8 protein-coding genes are annotated in these 13,080 nt (G+C 68.9%); 7 read left to right on the top strand and 1 reads right to left on the bottom strand.

From position 1 onward, the window contains the following. The first annotated feature begins 1 nt into the window (after nucleotide 1). The 6 genes from ACZ62B_RS38450 (at nucleotide 2) to ACZ62B_RS38425 (ending at nucleotide 10,476) form a co-directional block, all read left to right on the top strand. On the top strand, nucleotides 2–1,198 hold the full coding sequence (locus tag ACZ62B_RS38450) for an exonuclease SbcCD subunit D (protein ID WP_469693916.1): 1,197 nt from the start codon (nucleotides 2–4) through the stop codon (nucleotides 1,196–1,198). Continuing rightward, a complete protein-coding gene (locus ACZ62B_RS38445; protein ID WP_469693914.1) occupies nucleotides 1,198–4,206 on the top strand; it encodes an AAA family ATPase in 3,009 nt (1,002 codons plus the stop codon). Before ACZ62B_RS38450 ends, ACZ62B_RS38445 begins: the two co-directional genes overlap by 1 nt. A gap of 73 nt (nucleotides 4,207–4,279) precedes the next feature. Then, nucleotides 4,280–6,535: a helicase associated domain-containing protein gene (locus ACZ62B_RS38440; RefSeq protein ID WP_469693913.1), complete on the top strand. Its 2,256-nt coding sequence runs from the start codon at nucleotides 4,280–4,282 to the stop codon at nucleotides 6,533–6,535. Nucleotides 6,536–8,139: 1,604 nt separating this feature from the next. After that, nucleotides 8,140–9,141, top strand: coding sequence for a DUF6192 family protein (locus tag ACZ62B_RS38435; RefSeq protein WP_469693911.1), 1,002 nt, complete (start codon nucleotides 8,140–8,142; stop codon nucleotides 9,139–9,141). 2 nt (nucleotides 9,142–9,143) lie between these two features. Then, nucleotides 9,144–9,563, top strand: coding sequence for a RacP protein (locus ACZ62B_RS38430; RefSeq protein ID WP_469693909.1), 420 nt, complete (start codon nucleotides 9,144–9,146; stop codon nucleotides 9,561–9,563). Between the two features lie 55 nt (nucleotides 9,564–9,618). Then, entirely contained in the window at nucleotides 9,619–10,476 is an 858-nt protein-coding gene (locus ACZ62B_RS38425) for an IS5 family transposase (protein ID WP_469693907.1), read from the top strand. Nucleotides 10,477–10,523: 47 nt separating this feature from the next. Here ACZ62B_RS38425 and ACZ62B_RS38420 read toward each other — a convergent pair whose 3' ends face one another. Further along, the gene (locus ACZ62B_RS38420) at nucleotides 10,524–11,642 is read right to left on the bottom strand and encodes a serine hydrolase domain-containing protein (protein WP_469693905.1); all 1,119 of its coding nucleotides are present in this window, start codon (nucleotides 11,640–11,642) and stop codon (nucleotides 10,524–10,526) included. Between the two features lie 131 nt (nucleotides 11,643–11,773). On the opposite strand from ACZ62B_RS38420, the gene ACZ62B_RS38415 reads away from it, so the two are divergent. Continuing rightward, complete coding sequence (locus tag ACZ62B_RS38415; RefSeq protein WP_469693903.1) at nucleotides 11,774–12,406, top strand: TetR/AcrR family transcriptional regulator; 633 nt, start codon at nucleotides 11,774–11,776, stop codon at nucleotides 12,404–12,406. Nucleotides 12,407–13,080 lie beyond the last annotated feature (674 nt).

Raw genomic sequence — 13,080 nt, 5'->3', positions numbered from 1 at the left:
CATGCGGTTTCTGCACACTTCGGACTGGCACCTGGGCCGCCGGTTCCACGGAGAAGACCTGATCCCCGCCCAGCGTGCCTTCCTCGACCACATGGTCGCCACAGTCCGCACCGAGACCGTCGACGCGGTCCTCGTGGCCGGCGACATCTACGACCGTGCCATCCCCAGCCTGGATGCCGTGCGCCTGTTCAACCGCGCCCTGCACCAGTTCGCAGACCTCGGCGTGCCGATCATCATGATCAGCGGAAACCACGACTCGGCCCACCGCCTCGGCGTCGGATCCGGCCTCTTCGCCCGCGCCGGCATCCACCTGCGCACCGACCCGGACACCTGCGACGTCCCCGTCGTCCTCAACGACGCCGACGGCCCCGTCGCCGTGTACGGCATCCCCTACCTCGAACCATCGATGGTCCGCACCCAGCTCGAGGCAGAGACCGCATCCCACCGCGCGGTACTGACCGCCGCCCTGGACAAGATCCACGCCGATCTCACCAACCACCAGCCGGCCAAGACCCGCTCCGTGGTTCTCGCCCACGCCTTCGTCACCCCCAGCACCGGCCAGAGCGAGGAACCCCGGGTAGAGGAGTCCGCCAGCGAACGCGACATCAGCGTCGGCGGCGTCGCCCACGTCGGCGCGGACGTCTTCGACGGCATCGACTACGTCGCCCTCGGCCACCTCCACGGCCCCCAGAAGATCACCGACCGCGCCCACTACAGCGGCTCCCCCCTGCCCTACTCCTTCTCCGAGACCAACCACACCAAGTCCTTCACCCTGGTCGACCTCACCCCCGGCGCAGCCCCCACCGTCACCCGCCTGCCCAGCCCCACCCCCCACCGCCTGGAACGCATCCAAGGCCTCCTTGAAGACCTCCTCAACCACCCCGACCACGAAACGCTCAAGGACGCCTGGCTCGAGGTCACCCTCACCGACCCGGCCCTACCCTTCGAAGCCATGGCCCGGCTCCGCCGCCGCTTCCCCCACACGCTCAGCCTCAAGCACCAGCGCGCCTTCATCCCCGCCCAGGCCACCGACACCCCCACCTACACCGAACGCCTCCAAGGCCGCACCGAAATCGACATCGCCTGCGACTTCATCACCGACCTGCGAGGCAGCGCACCCACGCCCGACGAACACGCCCTGCTCCAACAGGCCGTCGACGCCGCCCGCGTGAACGAACTGCAAAAGGAAACCATCTGATGCGCCTGCACCACCTCACCCTGCAGGCCTTCGGGCCCTTCGCCGGCACCCACACCGTCAACTTCGACTCCCTGTCCGCCGACGGCCTGTTCCTCCTGCACGGCGACACCGGCGCCGGGAAAAGCACCCTGTTCACCGCCATCTGCTTCGCCCTCTACGGCGAACCCCCGGTCGACCGCACCCTGGAGCTGCGCAGCCACCACGCCCCAGCCGACCTGCTCACCCAGGTCACCCTCGACGTCACCATCTCCGGCCACCGCATGCTCATCGACCGCGTCCCCCAACAGGTGCGCCCCAAGAAGAACGGCACGGGCGAAACCCTCCAGAAGGCCGAGACCCGGCTCAGCCGGTGGACCACCGACTCCGCGGGAAAGGGCCACTGGGAAGCCTCCAGCAAGTCCCACCAGGAGACAGGCAAGGAGATCAAGGACCTCCTCGGCATGAGCCGCACCCAGTTCTGCCAGGTCGTCCTCCTGCCCCAAAACGAATTCACCAAATTCCTCTACGCCGACGCGGCCAAGCGCCGCGAACTCCTCGGCAAGCTCTTCCACACCGACCGCTACGCCTTCATCGAACGCTGGCTGAGCGACCACAGCCGCACCACCCAGAAGAACCGTGACGCCGCCCGCGACGAGGTACTGCACCTAGCAGCCCGCATCCACCAGGCCGCCGGCCCCGACCTGAAATCCCAGCACGACGCCCCCACCCCCGACGCCGCGCACGCCCTGACCGACCCCGCACTGACCTGGGCAGGCGACCTCATCCAGGCCAGCCAAGCCGACGCCCTCACCGCCCAGGCAGACGCCGAGAACGCAAAAAACAACCAACTCGCCCACCAAAAACTGGAAGCAGCCGCCCGCGAACTGCACAGACAGCAGACCACCTACACCACCGCCCGCGAACAACTGGACCGGCTGGACGAGCAGACCTCGCACCAAGAAGCCCTTGCCCAGCGCCGGGAACAGGCTCGGCGGGCCCAGCAACTGGCACCACTGCTGCACTCCCTCAGCACCGCCCGCGCCGACCACACCCGCGCCCAAAGCCGTGAAAGCGACGCCCGCACCCAGCTCCTCCCCGAACACGCCGCACTGGAGGCCGCCGACCTCGCCACGACAGAACAGCGCATCCGCGATGACATCGCCGTGCTGAACACCCTCCTTCCTGAGGAAACCGGACTCCACCAGCTCACTACCGAACTGAAGCGGATCGACGCCGAGCGGCAGGACTTCGCCGTCCAGCAGCGCACCGCACGCGACTGGCTCGAAAGGGAGACCACCCAGCGCACCGCCTTGGAGATCCGCCGGGAGGCGACCCGCGAGGCCGAGGAAGAAAGCCGTCGCCAGCACACCCAGCTGGAGAGCCTGAATGGCCGCGTGACGGCCGCCGAACGCCGCGACGCCCACCGCGCACAGATCACCACCGCCGAGCAGCGCCTGGCCGCCGCCCAGGAAGAGACCGAGAAGGCCGCCCAGGCACACATCGGCATCCGCCGCCGGCGTACCGAGGGGATGGCCGCCGAACTCGCCGAGGGTCTCACCGACGGCGCACCGTGCCCGGTATGCGGCTCCTGCTCCCACCCGAACCTCGCCCAGGCACCTGACGGGCATCCCACACGCGAGGACGAACAAGCCGCCGAAAAAACCCACCAGCGCCTCCAGCAGCAACGCGACAAGATCGCAGCCGAGGTACAGCAACTGCGCGAAGACGCCGCCGCTGCCACAGGCGAAGCCGGCGACACCCCGCTGGCCAGTCTCAAAGCCGACCACGACACACTCACCAAGCAGCTGGCCGACTCCCTCAAGCGAGCCGCCGACCGCAGGAGTGTCGAGGAGGAACTCCTCGCGCTCGACCGCGAACACACTGCCATGACCCAGCAGGACAGCACCGCCACCGCAGGCCTGTCCGACCGCAACGCCAACTACGACAACCTGTCCAAACGGCAGGCACAACTCACCGCGAAACTCGACGCCGCCCGCGGCACCGCCCCCACCCTCGCCGCCCGCATCGACGACCTCACCCGCACCGCCGACCAGCTCGAGCAGGCAGCCGAGGCATCCCACACCGCAGCCACCGCAAGCCAAACCCTGCACACTCGCACCAGCGAAGCCACCGACGCTGCCACAACACAAGGGTTCGGCACGCTCACCGAAGCCGAACAGGCCCTGCTCAACGAGCAGGACCTGACCGACCTCGAGGAAAAGATCAACAAATGGCGCGAGGCCCGCGCCTCTCACCAAGCCGTCCTCGACGACCCCGACCTGCAAGAAGCAGCCGCCCAGCCGGCCGCCGACATCGAAACAGCGGCAGCCCTGCGCGCCGCAGCAGACGACCAGCACGCCCAAGCGGTCACCGCCTCCAGCACCGCCCAGACCCGCACCACCGAACTCACCCACCTCACCACCGCTCTGGCCGAAGTCGTCGAGCGCCTGAAGACACTCGAACAGGCCCACAGCACCGCCCGCCACCTAGCCGACCTCGCCACCGGCACCGCATCCGGCACCCGCGTCCGCATGCAACTGGAGGCCTACGTCCTGGCCGCTCGCCTCGAACAGGTCGTCACCGCCGCCAACACCCGCCTGCACCTGATGTCCGAAGGCCGCTACGCCCTGCGCCACTCCGACCACCAAGCCGCCCACGGAGCCCGCTCCGGCCTCGGCCTGGAAATCACCGACTCCTGGACCGGCCACCCCCGCAAGACCGACACCCTCTCCGGCGGCGAATCCTTCTTCGCCTCCCTCTCCCTCGCCCTCGGCCTGGCCGACGTCGTCACTCACGAAGCTGGCGGCAACCCCCTGGACACCCTCTTCATCGACGAAGGCTTCGGCACCCTCGACGACGACACCCTCCACAACGTCCTCGACGTCCTGGACTCCCTGCGCGCCCACGACCGCACCGTCGGCGTCGTCAGCCACGTCCCCGAACTACGCCGCCGCATCACCCAGCGCCTCCACGTCCGAAAAGGCCCCACCGGCTCCACCCTCGCCCACCTGACCGAAGCAGCCGAATAACCTGCTCAGGAGAGCGGAGCTTTCGCCACGCCCTCCTGAGCACCCAGCCGACCCCACGGAGCGCTGCACCTCCATGGCCCCCGACATCGAGCTACGGCCCCACCAAAAAGAAGCCGTCGCCGCCGCTGCCGCCACGCTGCGCCACCACACCCGCGCGAGCGTGATCGCCGCCTGCGGCACGGGCAAAACCCTGATTGCCGCACGCACCACCGCCCGTATCGCCCCCCGCGGCCGAGTCCTGGTACTCCTGCCGACGCTGGACCTGCTATCGCAGACGATCCGCTCCTGGCGGGCCGCAGGACGCAGAGGCTCCTCCATCGCGGTGTGCTCGGCACGCCAGGCCCTCGACCATGAGCCACTCGGCGCCGACATCCCCCTCACCACCGACCCCGGCGAGCTGACCGCCCTCGCCACCCCACCCCGCTCCGGCCCGGTCACCGCCTACGCCACCTACGCCTCCCTGCCCGCCGTCATCGCCGCCCACCGCGACCACCACATGCCCCCCTGGGACCTGGTGGTCGTCGACGAGGCCCACCGCACCGCCGGCCGTCTGGGCAAGGCATGGGCCGCGGTCCACCACGACGACCAGGTTCCCGCCGCCCGTCGTCTCTACCTGTCGGCCACCCCCCGCATCTGGGACGGCGACGACGCCCAGGACGGTGACGGTGCAGAGACGGTGGCCTCGATGGACGACGAGAACCTGTTCGGCCCCGTCGCCTACCACCTCAACCTCTCCGACGCCATCGATCTCGGCCTGCTCGCCGACTACCAGATCCTCGTCCCCGTCGTCACCGACGAAGACCTGCGCGACTGGCTCGCCACCGGACCCGGCGCCGGCGTCGACGGACTGCGCCTGGCCGGCCGCCAGGTCGCCGCCCTGCGCGCCATCCACGACCACCGGCTACGCCGCATCCTCACCTTCCACCACCGCGTCGCCGACGCCCGCGCCTTCGCCACCACCCTGACCGACACCGCCGCCACCCTCCCCGCCGAACTGCGGCCCGAAGAACTATGGGCGGACTGGATCAGCGGCCACCACACCCCTCAGATCCGCCGCCGCCTCCTGCTCGAGTTCGCCTCCCACACCACCCCCGACACACCGGCCGTCCTGTCCAACGCTCGCGTCCTGGGAGAAGGCATCGACGTACCCGCCATCGACGCCGTCATCTTCGCCGACCCCAAGAACAGCCCCGTCGACACCGTCCAGGCCGTCGGCCGCGCCCTGCGTCAGACCCCCGGCGCAGGCAAGAAGGCCACCCTCGTCGTCCCCGTCTACCTCACCCCCGACGAAGACCCCGACGACCTCCTCGGCGCCGACGCCTACACCCCCCTGTGGCGCACCATCCAGGCCCTGCGCGCCCACGACGACCGCCTCGACGCCCGCCTCTCCGACCCCCGCACCCACCGCCCCACCATGCCCGGCGAGGACCCCGAAGCCTGGCTCCGCTTCGACCGCCCCACCCAGGCCGAAGAAGTCGCCCTCGCTCTCTCCCTGCGCGTCCTTGCCCCCAAGAGCGCCGAATGGCGCCGAGGCCTGGCCGCAGCCCGCAGCTACCGCCACACCCACCACCACCTCGACGTCCCCCAGACCTATGAGGACCCCACCGGCTACCCCCTGGGCCGCTGGCTCACCTGGCAACGCCACCTGCACACCAAGAACACCCTCGACACCGTGCGCGTCCACGCCCTCGAACGCCTCGGCATCATCTGGGACCCCCGCCAGCAGGCCTTCGAACGGGCACTGGCCCACGCCACCGCCTACGCCGCCCGCCACGGCCACCTCGCCGCCCCAGTCGACGAGATCCACGACGGCTTCCCCCTCGGCCGCTGGCTGGCCACCCAGCGCACCCGCGCCGAAACCCTCACCCCCCAGCGCGCCGCAGCCCTCACCGCCCTGGACCGGTGGTGGAACCCGCCCTGGCCGATCACCTGGCAACGCGCCTACCACACCGCCCGCCAGAACTGGGCAGCCGACAAGACTGCCGCCGAGGCAGAGTACTGGCTGGCTACCCAGCGCGCCCGTTCCGGCCGCCTGCACCCGGAACAAAAGTCACTGCTCAAGGAGTTGGGGCTGGTCGAACTGCCCGGCACATCCCCCTCCCCGGAGGAGGAGGGCCACCTGCCGACACGCGAGCGCGCCTTCCAACGCGGGCTGGCCGCCGCACGCGCCTTCCGCGCACGCGAAGGCCATCTCGACGTCCCCCAGCGCCACATCGAGAAGATCGACGGCGACCCCGTACGCCTGGGCCAGTGGCTGAGCAACCTGCGCCGCCGCCGCTCCGGCCTCAGCCCTCACAGACAAGCAGCCCTGGCCGAAATCGGGCTGTAAGCAGGCGAACGCAACTTCTGGAGAGGAACGCCCAGACACCAACCGACAGGGCCGAGATCCAGCCCAATGACCTGATCGCGTCATAGAGGGGCCGCTCGGCGAGCGTACGGTCGCGCGTCCTTCGAGCTCTTGCGAACCCGCACCCTGACACAGCGCTGATGCCGCCCTGCCGAGGGAATCCCTGGCCCCAGGGCCGCCTGCCCACCGGCAAGTGAGGCAGACAGCGGAGTGCCCCGCAGACGGGCGGGGCACTCCGCAGGGCCTACCGCCGGCCAGGCGCAGCCGATACAGCCAGCAGAGCTGCAGCAGCCGTGATCCATTCAGGGCTCAGCCCGGCGCACGCCGTCACAATCACCGTAATGGTCACGATGATGACGACCCTGTGCCACTCGCTCGCGCCGTGTGCCCAACCCCCATCGGGGGCATGCCCACACTGTACGGTCATCCGTATCACCTTCCAGGTTCGCCTGGGATTGGGCCTTCAGCACGTTCTTGGTTGGGAAGCCGATCGAGCTGAAGGCCCTTCTTCTTTGCCTGGTTGTACCCACCGTGCGCTAGTGACCATAACTATCCGTACGCGCGCATCGATCGGCGCACAGCCGCACAAGGCGGCGCATGGCCAATATGGTCAGGGTCGGGCTCCCTCATGCGCTGGCGTGCTGGCGGGACTGCCCCGGCTGCTGGACACGGCGCGCATTTACCCGCAGCACGAGGCATTCGCGCCGGCCTGTCGGCGGCTGCCCGGGCCGCGGGGCAAGGACGCTGCTCCAATACAGCTGGAATCCGATTGCGCCCGCCGCGATCCGCAGCCGCTCCAGTACTGCCGCAGGATCCCCCCAGGCCGCAGCCGACGGTGTACTGGCCGTGCTCCAGGGCGGGGGAACTGCTCAAGCCGTTGCTGGGGGATGGGCACTCAGTCGTGAGGTATCCGACCCAGCGCAGCCATCTTCTGCGGGCGCACCGCCACACAGATCTCGAATGCTGCGACCGCTGCGTTGCCGATCGGCTACCTCGGTGCCGGACACCACGATGCCCACCCCGTCGCCCTGGCTGGCCTGCAATTCGACAGTAAGTGCGTGTTTCTGATCCCCGGCTCTGAGTAGCCTGGAGTCCTAGGCTGGCTCGGTGTCCGAGGACGCCGGACGGGCCGGGGAGAGGATCTGCCGGGGTTGCGGTGAACGGCTGAGGCCGGATGCCCGCCCCAGGGCAGACTTCTGCTCGTCGGCCTGTCGTGCCAGGCAGTGGCGGAAGGAACGTCGGCTGCGCCGACTTCTGGCGGCAGCTCAGAAGGGCGCCGGCGAGGCGGAGTGCCCGGAGTGCGGGGACCGGTGGGTGGTCGGTGTCGACCGCCGGTCGGATGCCATGTACTGCTCGACGCGGTGCAAGGTGAGGGCCTGGAGGCGCCGGAAGGAACCGTACGGCGAACGGTCACAGTAACCGCTGGGCAAACGCATCCCCAGCCCAACTCCGGTCGGTATACGGTTATTTGCGGTCATTCGTTGTGATCTTAGGATTTTCGGTCTGACTCTCGATTCCGGAAGCGGGCCCTGATCCGTCGCGGCCTCAAGTGCCGTTCCTTGGACCGCAGTTGGTGGTGAGACACCATGACCGAGGAGACCGAGAAGGTCGGAAACGTCAGCCAGTCCCGCTACGAGGAGATCGTCGCAGAGCTGCGGGCCGTGGTCGAGCAACAGACACGCGGGCAGTTCACGATCGGCGATGGCGCTCTGGAAATCGAGCCGATGCGGCAGCGGGGCGGGCTCGTCGGGGAGACGCCCTGGACGGTCGAGCAGTCGCTGAAGCGGCTCGCCGACGACATCGGGCTTTCTGTCGCGACGGTGAAGACCACGAGGTGGGTGGCCTCCCGCTGGCCGAAAGAACACCGGCAGCCGAAGATCGCCTCGTACACGGTGCACCGGATCCTGGCGAACATCGACGACGAGGACGAGCGGTTCGCGGCGATCGAGACACTGCCGGACGGCAGGGCACGGTGGACCACGGACGACGCGAACCGGCGGGTGGGACAGCAGGTCGAAACCCCCGTCACGCCCCAGGAGAAGGTCACCGCGATCCACTCCCTCGCCCAGGACGAGGAGGTCGCCGCGGCAGTGACCACCGACTTCCTGAAGCGTCCGCAGGTCGCGGCCAAAGTGCCGGTGGAGGAGAAGGTCCGGGCGGTGGAGGAGTTCACGCGGGACGAGTCGGTCGCGGCGACGGCGGCGACGAGCCTGCTGCGCCGGCCGGACGTCGCGTTCAAGGCGATGAGCGACGACACCGCACGCTTCCAGGTCAACCATGCCCAGAACGAACGTCACCGGCAAGCCCGCCAGGACTTCGACCGCACCAGCCCCGTCGCCCCGGCCGTGAGGCACATCGAGCGGAGCATGGAGTTCCTGGACCTGGTCACGGCCTTCCACTCCTTCGTCGCGGCCGCGGGCCGGATCGTCCCCTCCTTGCGCAATCACACCTTCAGCGACGACGAGCGCACGATCGTGCACGAGAACGTCGCCCGCAAGCGGGCGACGCTCGACTGGGTCGAAATGGCCGTGGACACCGGCAAGGTCGACGTCGACGACGAGCTGGCCCGCCTGCTGAAGAGCGAGTAGGCATGCCCCGCGCCTCACGGCGACGGGGCGATGCGGCCAGACGCCACGCGGACACCGTCCGGTTCGTGCTGTTCGAGGCCAGACCCGCCGGCCTTGAGTTCCCTCAGCTGGTACGCGCGAGCGACCTGACTCCGAGCCAGGTCCGTTCCGGGCTCGCTGCGCTGAAGGACCAGGCGGCGGAGAAGGGATGGCCCCCGCTGACCTGGAACAGGGCGACGGGCTATCAGCTCGGAGCCGAGCGGGACGTGCTGGAGGCATACGAACGGGCCGTGGTCAAAGAGAAGCTCACGGAGTTCCGCCGGTTCATCACCAGCACCGTCGCCCCGCACGCCGCCGCCCACCCGGGCGACAAGTGGGTCAAGCACATCGTCGCCCAGCTCAATTCCATCGAGTCCACCCTTGACCTCATCCACAGCTCCTGACCTGCGGTGGTCCGCCCGACCGGGCGGACCACCGCACAGCCCGAAGGCCCTCGTCATGCGCTCGCGCCGCTATCCCTCGGACACCACGAACGCCGAATGGGCGCTGATCGAGCCGCTGTTACCCACCCCGGCCTGCGAGACATGCGCCGGCGGCAGGCCGGAGAAGCATCCCCGCCGCGAGATCGTAGACGCGATCCGCTACGTCGTCGACACCGACTGCAAGTGGCGGGCCCTGCCCGCGGACTTCCCGCCCTGGCGCACGGTCTGGGGGTTCATGGCCCGCTGGGCGGCCTGCGGAGTCATCGGGCAGATCCGTGACCATCTCTCGGGGAGGATCCGCCGCGACCTGGGCAAGGGACCCCGCGCGGTGGCCACCGTGATCGACTCCCAGAGCGTGAAGGCCGCCGAGACCGTCTCCAAAGCCACCCGCGGCTACGACGCGGGCAAGAAAATCAACGGCCGCAAGCGCCACCTGGTCGTCGACACCCGCGGACTGCCCCTGCTGGTCATGGTCACCCCCGCCGACCTCCACGACTCCGCCGCGGCGAAGGAAGTCCTGTTCCGCCTCCGCCTCATGCACCCCGAAATCACGATCGTCTGGGCCGACTCCGCCTATGCCGGGAAGCTCGTCGACTGGGCAAAACAGCACCTCAATCTCACCATCAAGCCCGTCAGCCGCCCCAAGGACGCCTCCGGGTTCGTCGTGCTGCCCCGCCGGTGGGTCGTCGAACGCAGCCTTGCGTGGATGATGCACGCACGCCGCCACGCCAGGGACTACGAACGGCTCATCCAGCACTCCGAGACCCTGATCACTTGGGCAGCCATCACCCTCATGACCAGGCGCCTGGCCCGGGAAGGCGCCACCCCCAGCTGGACAAGAAAGCCCGCGCCGGCCAGCTGCGCCGCGCCGTAGCCCCGCGCGACGTCAGTCCGTACTACCTGGCACCGAGGCAGTCTGATCTACGGCCTTTCGCAGTAACCCCGCTGGAAGGCAGCCCAGAAGTCCTCGTCGATCCCGCCGCTAGCGAACGAGTTCCAGTTGGTGTGGGCGACGAGTTGGTCGCGCCCGTCGCGGCTGTTGAGGGCGAAGGTCAGGTACCCGAGTGCACTGCCGCCGTGGCCGTACGCACGGCCGCAGCCGGTGGCGTAGACGTAGACACCAAGGCCGTAGGCGACCTCGGGCGGAGCGCTGCCGGTTGTGGGGACCGTGTCGGTGAGCATCCGGCGAAGCAGGTCTGGGGGTAGGAGACGTCCTTGCAGCAGGGCCCGGTAGAAGCGTGCGATGTCGGCCGCGGTCGTGACGAGAGCGCCCGATGCACCAGCCTCGGATGGGCTGAACGCGGTGACGTCGAAACGGGTTGGTTCCGGCGCGTTCGGCAGCAGGAGCGAAACGTCCGCGTAGCCGTGTACATGGGCTCCGTCGATGGCGGTCTGCGCCAGCGGGTACGAAGTGTCGCGCAGCCCGAGGGGGGCGAAGACGCGGCGCTCGAGGTTGGTGCGCAGGTCGCGGTCGGTGATCCGTTCCACGAGCAGGTCGAGCAGCAGATAGTTGGTGTTGGAGTACCGGAATCGGGTGCCGGGAGCCGGAAAATACCGGGGTTGGGCAAGACCGATGCTGATCAGCTGGTCGCGGGGCCAGTACTGGTCAAGCCTGCGGAAGTGGGGAAGCAGCCCGTCGATGTAGTCGTACAGCCCGCTCGTGTGGTTGAGCAGCTGGCGGACAGTGATGGGCGCACCGGACAGTGCGTTGTCGGTGCGGACCTGGTCGGGCAGCAGGCTCTGCACGGTGTCGTCGAGTCGCAACCGGTGCTCGGCGACGAGTTGCAGGACGACCGTTGCGGTGAAGGTCTTGGTGACGCTCCCGGCGCGGAACTTCAGGTCCGGTGCCATAGGCGTGCCAGCGGATCGGTCGGCGACGCCGGCCGCGCCGAAGCGGTCGTCCGAGCCACGGCGGGCTCGCAGGAAGGCGCCTGGGTTGGGGTTCGGGTCGGCCACCACCTGTTCGACCAGGGCCTGCAGGGCCGGGTCACGGCGGCTGCCAGCCGTCTGTCCGTCACTGGCCTGGCCCGCGGTGGCCATACCGGGTGGCAGCAGGAGAGCAAGAGCAAGTCCCAGGCCTAACAGGCGGGTTGAGCGTCGTCGGATCATCGCAAGGGCCCTCTCCGGTAGCAATATAGACGTACGGTTATAGCACGCGATACCGTCCTCGCGTGCCGAGAGTTGCCGACCATGACGCCCGCCACGGGCAGATCACCGACGCCGTCCAACGCCTGATCGTGCGACACGGCCTCACCTTCGTAACCGTCGCGCGGACCGCCGCAGAAGCGGGCATGTCCGTCGGCCTGGTGCAGCACTACTTCACGGCAAAGGACGAGATGCTGCTGGCCACGTTCACCCGCGTCAACGGGCGTTTCACCGCACGAGTGGACGAACTGGTGAACCGAGGCGAGGCCGAAGGCCGCACCATCGCCGAGATGCTGCGGCAGGCGCTGACCGAGCTCATACCGCTCGACGACGCCCGCCGCGCCGAATTCCTGGTCCGTCTCGCCTTCGCAGACCAGGCCGCGCACAACGCCCGCCTTGCCAACGTCCAGAGAGAGACCCTCACGGGCATCCGCTCACGCGTCGCCCAGGCCATCAGAAATGGCACGGTATGCGGCGAGGTCGCTCAGGGGATCGATGCGGCTGACCAGGCCCTGCACATCGTCGCGTTCGCCGAAGGACTCGCCCTGCACACGCACATCGACCCCGACGGCACACCGAAACCGGCGATCCTCGCCGCGCTGGACGACCAACTCGGACGCGTATTCACCGGAACCTGCCGACGCGCCCAGCTCGGTTAGAGATCCGCAAGGCGACACCCTGGGACACAACGCCAGCATCAGGGTCAGCGCTACTCGGATCCGGGGATCAGAAACACGCACTAAGACTTCCGTCGACGTCGTCCGGCACGTACCAGGCTGGCTCCGGCAGGAGGGGACGACACGGCGCGTACGGAACGAAGGACATGGCAGACATCCCGATCACCGCTCGGCGAGTGCCAGTATGGGCGAGCCCGGTCACCGAGCCCCGCGACAGCGGGGCCACCGCATGAAACGGGACATGCCGGCAGGCATGCCCCGAGGCCACCAGGCCCTGCCTCACCCCACTCTGCTGGCCCGTCAGGGCCAGGCCCCCTGCAGCCCCGGCCCACAACAGAGGCGGAGGGTAACCGGATAACTGTCTAACAAATCATTACGACATCACGGCGCCGTAGGCGCCGACACCTATCCAACTCCCTGCCCGCCAGGGCAGGGAACCCTCACTACCCCAACCCCATCGTCATGCCGCCAGGCATGACACCCGAAACACACGACAGCGGGGCCGCCAGGCCCCGCCCTGTTTCGTCCCCGTTGGCCCGTCAGGGCCAACCCACCCAACGCACAGTCATGCCGTCAGGCATGACGAGGTGTCACCTTACGGGCCGTCAGGCCCGTAGTTGGCCGTCAGGCCAACTTAAGAGCCGACAGGCTCTCCG

The organism is Streptomyces sp. NPDC053426 (genome assembly GCF_055585405.1).
The sequence above is the reverse complement of the archived record's forward strand: the minus strand, read 5'-3'. Positions and strand labels throughout refer to the sequence as shown.